This window comes from Mangrovicella endophytica (genome assembly GCF_002893625.1).
Classification (GTDB): domain Bacteria; phylum Pseudomonadota; class Alphaproteobacteria; order Rhizobiales; family Rhizobiaceae; genus Mangrovicella; species Mangrovicella endophytica.
Window position 1 is genome coordinate 106,192 of sequence record NZ_PKMZ01000003.1, and the last position, 14,348, is coordinate 120,539.

The 14,348-nt window shown below is 67.3% G+C and carries 16 protein-coding genes and 1 pseudogene; 8 read left to right on the forward strand and 9 right to left on the reverse strand.

Going from position 1 to position 14,348, the window contains the following annotated elements; genetic code table 11:
• Positions 1–124: 124 nt before the first annotated feature.
• The gene (gene secB, locus C0R46_RS09345; RefSeq protein WP_102959364.1) at positions 125–610 is read right to left on the reverse strand and encodes a protein-export chaperone SecB; all 486 of its coding nucleotides are present in this window, start codon (positions 608–610) and stop codon (positions 125–127) included.
• Between the two features lie 261 nt (positions 611–871).
• Positions 872–1,405 carry an FxsA family protein gene (locus C0R46_RS09350; RefSeq protein ID WP_102959365.1) on the reverse strand — a complete coding sequence of 178 codons (534 nt, stop codon included), beginning with the start codon at positions 1,403–1,405 and terminating at the stop codon, positions 872–874.
• A gap of 164 nt (positions 1,406–1,569) precedes the next feature.
• Between C0R46_RS09350 and C0R46_RS09355 the strand changes: the two genes are divergently transcribed.
• From C0R46_RS09355 to C0R46_RS09370, 4 genes are read left to right on the forward strand one after another with little or no spacing between them, the layout of a single operon-like run.
• Positions 1,570–2,295: a Tim44/TimA family putative adaptor protein gene (locus C0R46_RS09355; protein ID WP_425349878.1), complete on the forward strand. Its 726-nt coding sequence runs from the start codon at positions 1,570–1,572 to the stop codon at positions 2,293–2,295.
• A 16-nt stretch (positions 2,296–2,311) separates the two neighbouring features.
• The gene (mltA, locus tag C0R46_RS09360) at positions 2,312–3,418 is read left to right on the forward strand and encodes a murein transglycosylase A (RefSeq protein WP_245413503.1); all 1,107 of its coding nucleotides are present in this window, start codon (positions 2,312–2,314) and stop codon (positions 3,416–3,418) included.
• Positions 3,415–3,963 carry a Smr/MutS family protein gene (locus tag C0R46_RS09365; protein ID WP_102959366.1) on the forward strand — a complete coding sequence of 183 codons (549 nt, stop codon included), beginning with the start codon at positions 3,415–3,417 and terminating at the stop codon, positions 3,961–3,963. The genes mltA and C0R46_RS09365 overlap by 4 nt, the downstream gene beginning before the upstream one ends.
• Positions 3,960–4,355 (forward strand): helix-turn-helix domain-containing protein, encoded by a 396-nt coding sequence (locus tag C0R46_RS09370; protein ID WP_102959367.1) that lies wholly within the window; start codon positions 3,960–3,962, stop codon positions 4,353–4,355. The genes C0R46_RS09365 and C0R46_RS09370 overlap by 4 nt, the downstream gene beginning before the upstream one ends.
• A gap of 37 nt (positions 4,356–4,392) precedes the next feature.
• Here the strand turns inward: C0R46_RS09370 and C0R46_RS09375 are convergent, their stop codons facing one another.
• On the reverse strand, positions 4,393–5,370 hold the full coding sequence (locus C0R46_RS09375) for a DUF1402 family protein (RefSeq protein ID WP_102959368.1): 978 nt from the start codon (positions 5,368–5,370) through the stop codon (positions 4,393–4,395).
• 276 nt (positions 5,371–5,646) lie between these two features.
• On the opposite strand from C0R46_RS09375, the gene C0R46_RS09380 reads away from it, so the two are divergent.
• Both C0R46_RS09380 and C0R46_RS09385 read left to right on the forward strand, forming a co-directional pair.
• On the forward strand, positions 5,647–5,997 hold the full coding sequence (locus tag C0R46_RS09380; RefSeq protein ID WP_102959369.1) for a hypothetical protein: 351 nt from the start codon (positions 5,647–5,649) through the stop codon (positions 5,995–5,997).
• Positions 5,998–6,204: 207 nt separating this feature from the next.
• A pseudogene (locus C0R46_RS09385) lies at positions 6,205–6,960 on the forward strand (class II glutamine amidotransferase); the annotation flags it as partial.
• Positions 6,961–7,221: 261 nt separating this feature from the next.
• On the opposite strand, the gene fae reads toward C0R46_RS09385, so the two are convergent.
• The 3 genes from fae to hslU form a co-directional block, all read right to left on the reverse strand.
• A complete protein-coding gene (gene fae / locus C0R46_RS09390; protein WP_102959371.1) occupies positions 7,222–7,764 on the reverse strand; it encodes a formaldehyde-activating enzyme in 543 nt (180 codons plus the stop codon).
• A 165-nt stretch (positions 7,765–7,929) separates the two neighbouring features.
• Positions 7,930–9,156: a PQQ-dependent sugar dehydrogenase gene (locus C0R46_RS09395; RefSeq protein ID WP_102959372.1), complete on the reverse strand. Its 1,227-nt coding sequence runs from the start codon at positions 9,154–9,156 to the stop codon at positions 7,930–7,932.
• Positions 9,157–9,357: 201 nt separating this feature from the next.
• Complete coding sequence (gene hslU, locus C0R46_RS09400) at positions 9,358–10,662, reverse strand: ATP-dependent protease ATPase subunit HslU (protein ID WP_102959373.1); 1,305 nt, start codon at positions 10,660–10,662, stop codon at positions 9,358–9,360.
• A gap of 450 nt (positions 10,663–11,112) precedes the next feature.
• Between hslU and C0R46_RS09405 the strand changes: the two genes are divergently transcribed.
• Both C0R46_RS09405 and C0R46_RS09410 read left to right on the forward strand, forming a co-directional pair.
• Complete coding sequence (locus tag C0R46_RS09405; RefSeq protein ID WP_102959374.1) at positions 11,113–11,835, forward strand: LuxR family transcriptional regulator; 723 nt, start codon at positions 11,113–11,115, stop codon at positions 11,833–11,835.
• Between the two features lie 31 nt (positions 11,836–11,866).
• A complete protein-coding gene (locus C0R46_RS09410; protein ID WP_102959746.1) occupies positions 11,867–12,481 on the forward strand; it encodes an alpha-ketoglutarate-dependent dioxygenase AlkB in 615 nt (204 codons plus the stop codon).
• A 53-nt stretch (positions 12,482–12,534) separates the two neighbouring features.
• Here the strand turns inward: C0R46_RS09410 and C0R46_RS09415 are convergent, their stop codons facing one another.
• The 3 genes from C0R46_RS09415 to C0R46_RS09425 form a co-directional block, all read right to left on the reverse strand.
• On the reverse strand, positions 12,535–12,882 hold the full coding sequence (locus tag C0R46_RS09415) for a hypothetical protein (protein WP_102959375.1): 348 nt from the start codon (positions 12,880–12,882) through the stop codon (positions 12,535–12,537).
• A gap of 142 nt (positions 12,883–13,024) precedes the next feature.
• A complete protein-coding gene (gene coaA, locus C0R46_RS09420) occupies positions 13,025–13,981 on the reverse strand; it encodes a type I pantothenate kinase (RefSeq protein WP_102959376.1) in 957 nt (318 codons plus the stop codon).
• Positions 13,981–14,310 (reverse strand): phosphoribosyl-ATP diphosphatase, encoded by a 330-nt coding sequence (locus C0R46_RS09425; RefSeq protein ID WP_102959377.1) that lies wholly within the window; start codon positions 14,308–14,310, stop codon positions 13,981–13,983. Before C0R46_RS09425 ends, coaA begins: the two co-directional genes overlap by 1 nt.
• Positions 14,311–14,348 lie beyond the last annotated feature (38 nt).

The following is a 14,348-nucleotide window of genomic DNA, read 5'->3' on the forward strand; positions in this document are numbered from 1 at the left end:
AGCTGCCCGCGCCCCACGAGGGAGCGGTCGATCGCAAAAAGGCGGGAGCGCCGCCGCAAAGAAAAAGGACCGGCGCCTCGCGACGCCGGTCCTTCAAAATCGTCAAACTGCCTGGCGGCTTGGCTCAGGACAGGGAGACCTGCGACTTGGCCCGCTCCTCGGCCATGCGCTGCTGGAACAGCTGCGCGAAGTCGATCGGGTCGATCATCAGCGGCGGGAAGCCGGCATTGCGGGTGATGTCGGCGATCACCTGGCGGGCGAAGGGGAAGAGCAGGCGCGGGCACTCGATGAAGAGAACCGGCAGGATATGCTCCTGCGGGAAGTTCTGCAGCCGGAAGACGCCGCCATATTCGAGCTCGACATGGAACAGGAAGTTCGAGCCTTCGCCGGCCTTGGCGTTGAGCGACAGCTTGACGTCGTAGTCGCCATCCGCGCCGGCGAGCGGCGTTGCGCCCACATTGACGCCGATATTGATGCCGGGCGCATTGGTCTGGCCGCGCAGCACCTGCGGCGCGTTCGGGCTCTCGAAGGAGAGGTCCTTGATGTACTGGGTCAGGACGTTGAGGCTCGGCGACTTGCCGTTCGCCTGGGCGCCGTTGGTATCGGACATCGGTGCTTCCCGTTCTCTGGTGCCGGCAGTGGTAGCCGCGATGCGGCTGCCTTGATGGTGAGACGAGGCGGCCGGTCGCAGCGGCCTATCCTCCCGGCGGCCTGTTCAGGCGACCGTTTGATCGGCGCGAGGGCTAGCATGCCGCCCGTGCGAGTGACAAGCGCGGCCCTTGCCGGCATCGGTGGCGGAGGCAGCTGATCGAGACCTCGCTCCCCTGCCGTGAATGGCCGCGATGCTCTGTTCAGACCGCCAGAGGCTGACTTAGTGCAGTGTGCGGTTGGGCGGCGGCGGCACATCGTCGCCGCCGTGCCAAGGGGACGTGGCATCGGGCTTGCGGATGAAGTCGCCCTCGCCAAGATCGATGACGTCCGGACGGCCGGGCTGCGACGGCGCTGCGGCGCCCCGTGAACCGCGCTGGTTGAAGGCTCCCGCACCGACGACGACGATGCGCCGGCTGACGAAACGCCAGATCGCCGCACGCACCGGTTCGACGAACAGGAGGAGGCCGATCGTATCGGTGACGAAGCCGGGGGTCAGCAGAAGCAGCCCCGCGGCCATGACCATGAAGCCGTCGGCGATGCCGCGGCCCGGTAGCCGGCCGGCGGCAAGCTCGCTCTGCACGCGCGTATAGGCCTTCAGGCCCTCGCGTCGCAGCAGCGCCGTGCCGACCACGGCTGACAGAAGCACCAGACCGATGGTCGGCCAGACGCCGATCGCCTTGCCCACTGTGATGAAGACGGCGATCTCCAGCACGGGCATGGCCAGCAGCAGGAATGGGATCAGCACGAGCGGCATTGTCGGTATCTCCCGCAGCCAGACTGCGCCAAAGCTCCTCCGAGGCGAGGGTGCTTACGACAGCCGGCGGTCACGTCGCATGAAGATAGGATGACGCACAGGCGATTTGAATGCATGCTGGCAGGTCTCTATATGAGGACCTCCAACCGACGCAGCCGGAGAATGTGCGCATCATGGGCTTTGGGACGATCTTCTTCATCGTCGTTACGGTGATCGTTCTCTACCAGCTGCGCAGTGTGCTCGGCCGGCGGACCGGCAACGAGCGGCCGCCCTTCGACCCCTATACGCGGCCGGAGGTCAAGAACGACAATGCGACGCCGTCCGGCAATGTCGTGACGCTGCCGAGCCGCCGCACGCCCGCCAACGAGTCGGTTGAGCCGGCCCGTCCCTATGAGGCGATCGACAAGGCGGCCGCTCCGGGCACCGTGGTCAATGAAGGCATGCGTCGCATCCGCGATGCCGATCCGTCTTTCGATCCCGCTGAATTCCTCGGCGGCGTGCGCACCGCCTATGAGATGATCGTCACCGGCTTTGCCGATGGCGACCGCAAGCTCCTGAAGAACCTCCTGTCGCAGGAGGTCTATAGCGGCTTCGAGACGGCGATTGCCGAGCGCGAGAAGCGCGGCGAGCGCATGCAGTTCTCCTTTGTCGGCATCGAGGATGCCAAGATCACCGGCGCCGAGTTGCGCGACCGCGAAGCCTTCGTCACCGTCGAGATCGTCTCGCAGATCATCTCGGCCGTTGTCGGCGCCAATGGCGAGACGGTGGAGGGCGATCCGGAGGCGGTGGTGCAGGTGCAGGACGTCTGGACCTTTGCCCGCGACGTGCGCTCCCGCGATCCCAACTGGAAGCTGGTGGAGACCGAGTCCGAGGACGCCGGCACGCACTGACGACCCGGAGCCGACGATGATGGACCTCCTGAGGCGCGGCCGCTTCGCCGATCTCGGCGCCTTCGACGGCGCCGCGCTTGCCTTTGCCGCCTTCCGGCGTTCGGCCGCCCGGTTTCGCGATGGCGAGGTTGTGACGGGAACGCTCGGCCTCGATGCCGACGCCTTCCAACCTGCCGCGGAGGCCGCGCTTGGCTCCGCCGGAACACCCGGTGATGCCGATGCGCGTGACTTCTTCGAGCACCATTTCGTGCCGGCGCAGCTCGCGCCGGCGTCCGGCAAGCTCGGAGAGCCTGGCTTCCTGACCGGCTATTACGAGCCCGAGGTCGAGGCCTCACTCACCCCTGATCGCCGCTTCCGCTACCCGCTCTACAGTCCGCCCGACGATCTGGTGAAGGTCGACGACGTCTCGCGTCCGGTCGGCCTCGACCCCTCCTATCGTTTCGCCCAGCGGCTGGCGACCGGCCTTCTCGGCGAGTATCCGGACCGTGCCGCGATCGAAGCCGGCTATCTCGAAGGGCGGCGCCTCGAGATCGCCTGGCTCGACAATCCAGTCGATGCCTTCTTCATCCACATCCAGGGCTCGGCGCGTCTGAAGCTGCCGGACGGGCGGCGCATCCGCGTCACCTACGCTGCCAAGACCGGCCAGCCCTTCACGGCGATCGGCCGCATCCTCGTCAATGAGGGCGAACTGACGCTCGCCGAGGCCGACATGGACGGCATCCGCGGCTGGCTCGCCGCCCATCCGGACCGGGTGCGGGCGCTGCTCGACCGCAACCGCTCCTTCATCTTCTTCCGCGAGGCGCCGGTGGAGGACGAGAGTCTCGGGCCGATCGCCGCCGCCAAGGTGCCGCTGACAGCGCTGGGCTCCATTGCGGTGGATCGCGAGATCCACACCTTCGGCACGCCGATGCTGCTAAACGCACCGACGCTGAGCCTCGAGGAAGCGCCGTTCCGGCGGCTGCTGATCGCGCAGGATACAGGATCGGCCATCGTCGGGCCGGCGCGCGCCGACCTCTTCGTCGGCTCCGGCACGGCAGCCGGCACCATCGCCGGGCGCATCCGTCATCCCGCCGCCTTTACCCTGCTGCTGCCGAAGAGGCTCGCCGACCGGCTGCCGTCATGAAGCGCCGCCGCTCCTTGAGCGAGGAGGATGCCAGGCTCTGGGCCGGTGTCGCGCGGACTGCGATCCCCTTGAAGGGCAAGGCGATGCCGTTGCTTGCCGAGGAGCCGCCGGCGCCAGCTGGACCCGCAGGCGCCGCCACGGGCACCGGCGATGTCCCGGCATCGCCTTACGCGCTGCCCTCGCCCGCTGCCCCGGCCCGGCTCATGCAGCATCCGATCGAGCGGCCGACGCGCCGCAAACTCTCGCGCGGCCGGCTGCCGATCGAAGCCAGGCTCGATCTCCATGAGATGACGCAGGCGGTCGCCCACTACGCCCTGTCGAACTTCCTGCGCCGGGCCCAATCCGCCGGGCTCAGGCACGTGCTGGTGATCACCGGGCGCGGCTCACCGGGTGGTGCCTCCGCCGGATCGCGCGGCATCCTGCGCCGTGTCGTGCCGCACTGGTTCGCGACGCCGGAATTTATCTCCCTCGTCTCCGGCTTCGAGCCGGCCGAGCGGCACCACGGCGGCGACGGCGCCTTCTATGTGCGGGTGCGGCGGCGATGACGCCATTCGGCAAGAAGATCCGCGAGCTGCGCCGCGAGCGTGGCGTCACCCAGCGCGAGATGGCGGCGGCCTTACGCGTCTCCAGCGCCTATCTCTCGGCTCTGGAGCATGGCCGGCGCGGTCGGCCGACCTGGCAGCTGCTGCAGCGGATCATCGGCTATCTCAACGTCATCTGGGACGATGCCGAGGAGCTGGAGCGCCTCGCCGAACTATCGCATCCGAAGGTGGTGGTGGAGACGTCGGGGCTCGGGCCGGATGCGACGGCGCTCGCCAATCGGCTCGCCGAGACGATCTCGACCCTCTCGGCCGACGATCTCAAGGCGCTGCTCGGTCAGCTCGAGACGGCGGCTGCGCGGGCCGAGGAGCGGATGAAGGCCAGTCGTCGGCGCTGACGGCATGATCGCGCCAGATGGCGACTAGCCTGTCGCCTCATTCCAGCGCGGCGCGCAGCTCGTCCAGCTTCTCGTTGACGAGCCAGCCGTAATAATTCTCCTCCGGCGGCAGCGCGGCCTCGCCAGAGCCTGCTCGCGAAGCGTTGCGCGCTTTCAGCGCCGTCGCCCGGAGCCGCGGATTGCCGACATTGTAGAGCGTCGCTGTGATCCCTGGATTGCCGGAGATGTCAAAGCCGGCAATGTCGCGGTAGTCGTCGATCGAGCGGCGCAGGATCGCCGCCATATAGGCGAGGGTGCGATCCGGATCCATGATGGCGCGGTAGACCTCCGGCGCGTCGTCCGCCGAGAGTTCGTCATAGCCCGAGACACGCGACACGTAGTCGGAGACCGACAGCGCCGTCAGGGGGTTGAGCTGGCCGAGGCCGAAGGTCTGGCCAGCATAGAGCGGCTGGAAGAACACCGCGCCAAAGCGGTTGTCCGGATAGCGGCGGCCGTCCACCACCTTGCCTCGGAAGCTGCGGTCGAAGACCGCCTCGCGGCAGCTCCACAGCGCCTCGTCGCTGCGCGCGCCGCTGCAGCTGGCAAATTCCGGCCGCGCCACGAAGTCGGTAACGCTCTCCCCGTCATGCTCGAAGGAAATGCCCGATTTGAGATAGGACATCGCCTTGACGTAATAGGTCTGCAGCCGGTCGAGCGCGTCGACATTGTAGGTGTGCTCGCCCACGAGAGCGCCGACGATGTGGATCGGGTCGATCCCATAGGCCGCGGCAGCCTTCTTGATCTTGCCGCGCAGCTCATCATTGCCGGCGATGAGGTCGCGGATGCGCCGGTACTTCGCCTCGAAGGTCGACTTCAGCTGCGCCGTTCGATGGGTCGCGCCGGACGGTATGGCCGGCTGCTCGGCATTGCGGTTACCAGGTGCGACGAGGATCTGGGCCGCGGCGGGATATCCGCCCAGGCTGGTCGCCGACAGAGCCAACATCACTGTGGCGAGCCCGATTCTCCAGCGCTGCATGCCTGATCCTGCCTGTCATGACCGAAGAGCGTTCCGGCGCCTGTAGCACGGAGTTGCCGCCTGTTTCACGTGAAACCGGCGGGACCATGGCGAGTGGCACATGCCCGGCGACGAGATACCGGTAAGAAATTCTTACCTGAGGAGCCAGTTAATATTAGTACCAGGGAAATCAGTGGTTTAGCAGCCGTTGACGTCGCGCAGCCCTTGTCGCGGGATCGCAAACCGAATAGTCCGGCGCTCGGGAGGATCTGGCTTCACGCTCGAAGGACGATCCTGATGATCAAGACCATTTTCACCGCCGCTGTCGCGGCCGCTCTCCTCACAACCGCCGCGCAGGCCGGAGACCTCAAGCCGCTGAAGGGCCAGACCCTGGCGCTGCAGGGCGTCACCGGCTCGGTCTACTACACCGCAGAAGCCGACAGCTATCGTGTCGTCGCGACGCTTGGCGCTGAAAACGGCCTCGCGCCGGTGCGCTTCGTCGCCCGTCTCACCGATGGCCAGGCCGTCTCGGTGGAAGTTCCGGCAGCGGTTGGCGTCACACCGGTTCAGCTGGAGATCCGCAGGACCGGCGACCGCCTGTCGGTGGGAGGCCTGGCGCAGCCGGAAATCCGCGCTTCGCTCGATTGACCGTGCTGGCGGGCACCAGGCCCGGTGGTTCCTGCTGCCGGGCCTGGTGCCGCGCTTTTCAGGTGACCGGCAGCCCAAGCGGCGGTGCCGAATCGCCACAGGATCAAGCGCTTGGGCGCGGCGTTAAGCTCCGCTTAACCATCGCAGCGGAAGACTGATGCGTCCGGACCGGCCCATGCCGGAGAGCCCCGGGCGCGTGATGGACCGATGTGCCGCTTCCTTGCCTATGCCGGACCGCCGATCTTTCTAGAAACGCTGCTGATCCAGCCGGCGGGATCGCTGGTGGCTCAATCGATCGCCGCCCGTGAGGCGCGCACCGCGGTGAACGGCGATGGCTGCGGCCTCGGCTGGTATGGCGAGCGCGAAGAGCCGGGCCTTTATCGCGGCATCCTGCCGGCCTGGTCGGACGCCAATCTCAATTCGCTCTGCCAGCAGATCCGCTCCAGCCTGTTTCTGGCGCATGTGCGCGCTGCCACCTCCGGCGAGGTGTCGACGGCGAACTGCCATCCCTTTGCCTATGGCCGGCACCTCTTCATGCATAACGGCCAGATCCCGTCCTACGAGGCGCTGCGCCGGCGTGTCGACGCGCTGATCCCGGACGATCTCTACCGCCACCGCAAGGGCACCAGCGACTCCGAGGCGCTGTTCCTGGCCGCTCTCGGCCGAGGGCTGGGCCGCGACCCGGCACGCGCCTTTGCGGCCGTCATCGCCGAGGTGAGCCTGCTGATGGCCGCGGGCGGCGTCGCGCGTGAGCCGCTGCGCTTTGCCTCCGTCCATTCCGACGGGACGGTCCTGCACGCCTTCCGCTGGGCAAGCGACGGCACGGCGCCCTCGCTCTACTGGCGCGAGGAAGGCGAGGGGATCGTGGTGGCGTCCGAGCCCTGCGGCGAGGCGGCCGGCTGGCACCAGGTGCCCCAGGCCTCGCAGCTGATCGTGGAGCCGAACGGCGTCGCGCGCCTCGTGCGCTTCGACCCGCTGGGGACATTTGCCGGAGCAGAGCCCATCGCGGCGCCGGACCAGCTGCAGGGCGCATCGCCGCGTCAAAACATCGTCTGCACCGCAGCGTTGCCGGTGACCGCAACGGCTCCGGCGATGCAGGCGACAGTGGCGAGGCAGGCGGCGCGGGCAGCCTGATCGTCCACGCTCGGGCTGCATGTGATGTGGGGCCGCCGATCGCCGCACCCGTAGGGCTGGAGGGAAGCCGGCAGAGCCGCGCCTCGCCCCTCACTCGTAGTCGACGACGCCGTCGAGCGCGTAGTGCTTCACGGTTCTGCGGTTGGCGATCAGCGTCTCGACGCTCGGCTCGCCGGTCATGGCGCGGCTGATCGCGAGCTTCGTCGCCTCGTAGTTGGTGCGGTAGAGGTCCTTGTGATCCAGCTCGGCATGGCTGGCGCAGCGCGGATCGAGCCAGATCATGATGATCATGCAGATCTCGTCGGCCTGGTCCTTCGGCAGCGTGCCGTCGATGAGGCAGTCGACGATGGCATCGCCCGTGGCCGCCTGCACGACGCCGCCGAGGAGCTCGACATAGGCCGAGTTCTTGATCGTCGCCTTGGTGGTCATCATCGTGGCGGGACGGACCAGCTGGTTGAGGTCGCGCACCACGAACATGCGGGTATGGCCGACGGTCTGGCCCATCATCGAGGCAAAGGCCTGGCCGACCGGCCCCTTCACCGAGCCGATCAGCACCTCCGGCATTGCATCGGTGTACTGCCCCTCGGCGGCGAGAACCGTCGCCTCGCCCGTCTTGAACCAGATCTCGCTCATGCCTGCCGCTCCTTGGCTGCGGTGCCCGCCGCTGGCGCTGTTCTCGCGCTCCGGCGGGATTGGCCACAGGACCGGACGGCAGGCAAGCCCTGTTCACTGCGCGGGGCAGGCGGCCTGCCGTCGGACGCCGGTGCAGGGAGACCGGCGCCCTGACGCAAGCGGCCGCTACGCCTTGTCGCCGCGGGTCAGGCGCAGGATGGTGCTGGATCCGCCGCGGCTCTCGGTGACGGCATAGACGGCGCCGTCCGGCCTGAGCTTGACGTCGCGGATGCGGGCCTCCAGCGGCACGCGCTCCTCGCTGGCGACATGGCCGTTCGCATCGAGCTTGAGGATGATCAGCCCTTTGGACACGAGGCCGCCGATCAGCGCAGCGCCCTGCCACTGCGGAAACTCCTCGCCCCGGTAGAACGCCATGCCGGAGGGGCCGATCACCGGATCCCAATAATAGACCGGCTGTTCCATGCCGTCCTTGGCGGTGATGCCCTGGCCAATCGGCTTGCCGCTATAGTCCTCGCCATAGGTGATCACCGGCCAGCCATAGTTCAGTCCGGCCTCCGGCCGGTTCAGCTCGTCGCCGCCCTTGGCGCCGTGTTCGACAGTCCACAGCCGGCCTTCGGCGTCGATGGCGGCGGACTGGAGATTGCGATGGCCATAGGACCAGATCTCCGGCTGCGCGGAGCCCTTGCCGGCAAAGGGGTTGTCCTTGGCCGCCTTGCCGGTTTCGGGATCGATGCGGAAGACCTTGCCCATGCCGGCGGCAAGATCCTGCGCCCGGTCGCGGATCGGCCTGTCGGAGCGCTCGCCGACGGTGACGAAGAGGTTGCCGGCGGGATCGAAGGCAAGGCGCGAGCCGAAATGCTTGTTCCCGTCATAGCTCGGCATCTGTCGGAAGATCACCGACACGTCCTCGAGCGCATCGCCGGCCTCGTTCAGCCTCGCACGGGCGACCGAGGTGCCGTTGCCACCCTCGCGCGGCTCGGAGAAGGACAGGAAGATCGTGCGGTTCTCGGCAAAGCCCGGTGAGAGCGCGACGTCGAGAAGACCGCCCTGACCCCGGGCGACGACCTTGGGCACGCCCGTTATCGCAGGCCCGGCCGTGCCATCCTTCTCGATGATGTGCAGGGCGCCTTGCTTGGCGGTGACGAGCATCCGCCCGTCGGGGAGGAACTCCAAGGACCAGAGATGCGGCAGGTCCTTGGCCACCGTCTCGACGCTGACCGGTGTTGCTTCGGCCGGCAGCGGCGCGCGGGTCTGGTTCTGGAAGGCCGGTGTCTGGTCCGGCGCATTGGCTTGGCCGGTTTCGGCGCTTGTGCCCGACTGGGCGAAGGCGGGGCCGGCAACCGCCAGGGCGAGCAGGCTGGATGTGGCAAGGGCGAGGTTCGATCGTCGCATGTCTGTCTCCTGTCGTCGCGTTGCGCGGGGGACCCGCGTCTTCGCGAGGTGGAGACTGCGGACGGCTCTCGCAACGCATTGCGCGGCCAGTTGAGACGTTTGTGATCTGAAGCCGGCCTTGGCCAGAAGCGGCAGCGACAAACAAAACGGCCGGCGGCGCGTAATCCGCGCCGCCGGCCCGTGTGCCGTTGAAGGCTTCGATCAGAGGATGAAGCGCGACAGGTCGGTATTGCCTGCGATGCCGTCCAGCGCCTTGTGGACGTAGGCCGCGTCCACCTTGTAGCTCTCGCCAGAGCGATCGGGCGCCTCGAAGGAGATGTCGTCGAGGATACGCTCCATCACCGTCTGCAGCCGGCGCGCCCCGATATTCTCGATCGAGCCGTTGAGGCTCACCGCCGTATCGGCGATGGCGTCGATCGCATCTTCGGTGATCTCCAGCCCGACATTCTCCGTCTGCATCAGCGCGACATACTGCTTGATGAGGCTCGCCTCGGTTTCCGTCAGGATGCGGCGGAAATCGTCCTTGGTGAGGGCCCTCAGCTCGACGCGGATCGGCAGGCGGCCCTGCAGCTCCGGCAGGAGGTCGGAGGGCTTGGAGACGTGGAAGGCGCCCGAGGCGATGAAGAGGATGTGGTCCGTCTTCACCGGCCCGTGCTTGGTGGCAACCGTGGTGCCTTCGACGAGCGGCAGGAGGTCACGTTGCACGCCCTCGCGGGAGACACCAGCGCCATGGCCGTCCTTGGTCGCGACCTTGTCGATCTCGTCGATGAAGACGATGCCGTTGTTCTCCACCGCCTTGATGGCTTCCTGCACCACCTGCTCGTTGTCGAGCAGCTTGTCGGATTCCTCCGAGATCAGGAGATCATAGCTCTCCCGCACGGTGGTACGCCGCTGCTTGGTGCGCTTGCCGAGCGCCTTGCCGAACATCTCGGAGATGTTGAGGACGCCGATATTGGCACCGGGCATGCCAGGAATCTCCATGCCTCCGGTCGGCCCGGAATTGTCGGCGACCTCGATGTCGATCTCTTTGTCGTCGAGCTCGCCGGCCCGCAGCTTCTTGCGGAAAGAGTCGCGCGTTGCCGGTGAGGCGGTCTTGCCGACGAGGGCCTCGAGCACGCGGTCCTCGGCGCCCTGATGGGCCTTGGCCTTCACCTCGTCGCGCTTCTTCTCGCGCACAAGGCCGATGCCGACCTCGACGAGGTCGCGCACGATCTGCTCGACGTCGCGGCCGACATAGCCGACTTCGGTGAACTTGGTGGCTTCCACCTTGATGAAGGGCGCGCCGGCGAGCTTGGCGAGGCGGCGGGAGATTTCCGTCTTGCCGACGCCGGTCGGTCCGATCATCAGGATGTTCTTGGGCATCACCTCTTCGCGCAAGGCTCCATCGAGCTGCTGGCGCCGCCAGCGGTTGCGCAATGCGATGGCGACCGCGCGCTTGGCGTCGGTCTGGCCGATGATGTGGCGATCGAGCTCGGAGACGATCTCGCGCGGGGAAAAATCAGTCATGGGGATGGGTCTCGTATGGACGCCGGCCCGAAGCGCCGGCAGTGTTTCCGTGCCAGGCGGCAAAGCACCTGGCTCCTAGATGGTAGCTGGCGTTGCGCCCTGCCAGTCCCGCGTCCAGCACGGCGATGAGCCGCCGCCTCAACCGGCGCTGCGATGCCGGATGACGCCGCGGCACGTTAGTGGCTTAGTGCATCCCACATCGTCGAATAGTGGCAAGAAGTCGTCTTTGATACGGCGGCGATTGGACTATCATCGACGCGAAATTGATTCGCTTGCGGACAGCGGCGATCGGCATGCGTCGGTGGCGTATGCATGAGAACGATGAGCACCATGCAGGATTCCCCCTATTCAGCACGGTCGCAGCGCATGGGTCTGGACGATAGCAGCGTCAGCCTGTGCAACGTTGTGTCAGGCGGCCGGCATGACATCGCATCGGCATTCGGCTGAGTAATGGGGGACATCGGGCAAAACGCGACCTCCATCCTCGCTGGCTGCTGTGGGCCCTGGACGGAAGCCGCCATCATCGACGCGCTGGAGCGTATCGCCGCCGTTTACGGCTTCCGCTGGTTCGCTCTCCACACCATGCCGTCCACCGACGAGGGCGGCTCAGGGCTGAAGGTCATCGCCTGCAATTGGCCGGCCGGCTTTGAGAAGGCCTATGAGCGTACGGGGCTGGCGCGCTTCACCCCGCTGATCCGCGCCTTGCGGGCCGATCCGATGCCGCTGCCATGGGACGTCGACACCTTCTATGGCGGCGACGAGGACGATCCAAGCCCCGGCGCGCGGCTGCTGCTCGAGCACGGCTTTCGCGCCGGCGTGTTCCTGCCGGTGCACGGGCTGACCGCCTTCAATGGGTGCCTGTCCTTTGCCGGAGAGGAGGAGGTGCTCACGCCTGCGGCCATCAATGAGCTGCATCTGGCCGCCTTCGCCGTCTTCGGCATGCTGGCCATGGCGCGTTTTGAGGAGAACCGGCGCAACAACCCCCTGTCCCTGCGCGAGCGCGACTGCCTGAAGCTCGCCATGCTCGGAAAGACCTCGTCCGAGATCGGCACGATCCTGTCGCTCTCCGAGGCGACCGTGTCGCAGTATCTGTCGGCGGCGACGCGCAAGGTCAACGCCTCCAACCGGACCCATGCCGTCGCGCTCGCCGCCCAGCTCGGCTATCTCTCCTGAGCTGGTCAGCCAAGAGCGGAAGGCACGCATGATGAACGTCCTGCCGCGCGGCGTGCGCCACCTGCCCGGCTTCCTCGATCGCACGGCGCAAGGCGCGCTTCTGGAGGAGGTGCGGGCGGTCGTCGCGGCCGCGCCGCTCTACCGGCCGGAGATGCCGCGCACCGGCAAGCCGCTTTCCGTGCGCATGACCAATTGCGGCGCGCTCGGCTGGGTCACCGACAAGGGCGGCTATCGCTACCAGCCGCACCATCCCGTCACCGGCGCGCCGTGGCCGGCGATACCCGCCTCGCTCCTGCAGATCTGGAACGAGGTCTCAGCCTATCCGCACCCGCCTGAAGCCTGCCTCGTCAACTTCTACGAAGAGACGGCGAAGATGGGCCTCCACCAGGACAAGGACGAATCGGATTTCGATGCGCCGGTGGTGTCGATCTCACTTGGCGACGACTGCCTGTTCCGGGTCGGCGAGACGGTGCGCAGCGGTCGTACCACCTCGATCCGACTCCAATCCGGCGATGTCGTGGTGCTCGGCGGTGAAGGGCGGCTCGCCTATCACGGCGTCGACCGGATCTATCCCGCGACCTCGGCGCTCCTGAAGAATGGCGGACGCATCAACCTGACGCTGCGGCGGGTCACCAAGCCGGCCTGACAGGGGCGCGTCTCGCCGGTGGCTCAGGTCACGACAGGCCGGGCCTTGCTGCGTCAGGCGCCGTCGACGACGGGATCCGGACTGCCGTCGGATACGGTGTAGGTGCCGAGCTCGCAGAGGTTGACGCCGCGGTCGACCGTCTCGTCGCCATCGGCATAGACGGTGCGGATGTCGTACTCGCAGACCGCGCGCCCGTCGGCGATCGTCACCTGGCCGCCCTCGCCGGGCTGCAGACCGCCGGTGACCAGATTCTCCTCCCAGTCCTCCACCGAGACAGGCGAGACGTAGAACTCCGTCACCGCGACCGAGGAATGGTTTTCGAGCGTGAAAGTCAGGTCCTCGGCCAGCGCGGGGGCGGACGGGATCATCAGGCCTGCGGCGATGAGAACGGGGCGAATCATGGCGGCAGCCTTCCACGGCAGGAGAAGCCTATGGGTACGCCCGGCGCCGTTTCGGCCACAAGCCAGGCAGGCGCAATCGCCGGTGGATGGCGGGAGAAGACGGTGGACGACGCCGGTGAAGCGAGGCCGCCGAGTGATGCGCTTAGAGCTTGCGCAGCGCCACTTGCTCGATCCGGTGGTTGGGGCCCTTGCGCAGGATCAGGTCGGCCCGCGGGCGGGTCGGCAGGATGTTCTCCGACAGGTTCAGGCCGTTGATGTTGCGCCAGAGACCGTCGGCGATGCCGAGCGCCTCGTCCTCGCTGATCTCGGCATAACGATGGAAGAACGACTTCTGGTCGCGGAACGCCGTCTGGCGCAGCCGCATGAAGCGGTCGACATACCAGCGCCGGATGTCCGCCTCGGCCGCGTCGATATAGATCGAATGGTCGAAGAAGTCCGACACGAAGGGCACCATCTTGCCGTCGCGCGGCAGGTCGCGCACCTGCAGGACGTTCAGCCCCTCGAAGATCAGGATGTCCGGCCGGTCGACGGTGATCCGCTCGCCCGGCACGACGTCGTAGACGAGGTGGGAATAGACCGGCGCCTCGACGCGCGGCGCTCCGGCCTTGATGTCGGACAGGAAGCGCAGGATGGCGGCGACGTCGTAGCTTTCCGGAAAGCCCTTGCGCCCCATCAGCCCTTCGGCCTGCAGCACGGCGTTGGGGTAGAGGAATCCGTCGGTCGTCACCAGCGCGACCTTCGGCGATGTCGACCAGCGGCCGAGCAGCTCCTTCAGGATGCGGGCCGTGGTCGACTTGCCGACCGCGACCGAGCCGGCGATGCCGATGATGAAGGGTGTCTTGGCCGGCTCGGACCCCGACAGGAAAGCCTGGCGCTGCCGGAACAGGAGCTGCGAGGATTCCACATGGGCGTAGAGGAGGCGCGAGATCGGCACGTAGATGCGGGCGACCTCGTCGAGATCGAGCGGATCGCCGAGCGAGCGCAGCCGCCGGACCTCCTCCTCCGTCAACGTCAGCGGCTCGTTGGCGCGGAAGCGTCCCCACTCCTCGGCGCTGAAGAAGCGGTAGGGCGAAAGCGTCGACGGCAGCATCTGGTCCATCAATCCGCAGCCCCTGGCCGGCTGGCCTTCTCCTCAAGGCCCGTCTGCGCCGTGCGCCGGCCGAGCTCGGCCATGACGCGGCTGAGCGGTATGTTCCGGAGCTTCAGCACGATCAGGAGGTGGTAGAGGAGGTCTGCCGCCTCGCCGGCGAGCTTGTCGTCCTCCTCCGCAAGCGCTGCCACGACCAGTTCCACCGCCTCCTCGCCGAGCTTGCGCGCACTGCGCGGCAGCCCGTCCCGGACCAAAGAGGCGGTATAGGACTTCGGATCCTGCGACGTCGCCCTGGCGGCGATGATCGTTTCGAGGTCGGCGAGGGTGAAGTCGGTCATGGACGATCCTTGGCTGAGCGTGTGCAGCAGCGCCACGG